Source organism: Rathayibacter sp. VKM Ac-2928 (assembly GCF_022815545.1).
GTDB lineage: Bacteria > Actinomycetota > Actinomycetes > Actinomycetales > Microbacteriaceae > Rathayibacter > Rathayibacter festucae.
On sequence record NZ_JALGRU010000013.1, the window covers coordinates 1 to 353 of the forward strand.

Genomic DNA, 353 nt, shown 5'->3' on the forward strand with positions numbered 1-353 from the left:
GACGTGGTCGAGCTGGTCAAGGAGCTCGGCTCGACCACCGTCCGCTACCCGGGCGGGAACTTCGTCTCCGGCTACCGCTGGGAGGACGGCGTCGGACCGCGTGAGGACCGCCCGCGCCGCCGCGACCTGGCCTGGCACTCCCTCGAGACCAACGAGGTCGGCCTGGACGATTTCGCCAAGTGGGCGAAGCTCACCGGCAGCGAGATCATGTACGCCGTCAACCTCGGCACCCGCGGGGTCCTCGAGGCGTTGGACGTCCTCGAGTACGCGAACGGCAAGGCCGGCACGTTCCTCGCGGACCAGCGGATCGCGAACGGGTCGCCGGAGCCGCACGACATCCGCATGTGGTGCCT

General features: G+C 70.0%; 1 pseudogene. It reads left to right on the forward strand.

Annotated elements, in window-relative coordinates:
* Window positions 1-353, forward strand: a pseudogene (locus MT350_RS19870) (alpha-L-arabinofuranosidase); the annotation flags it as partial.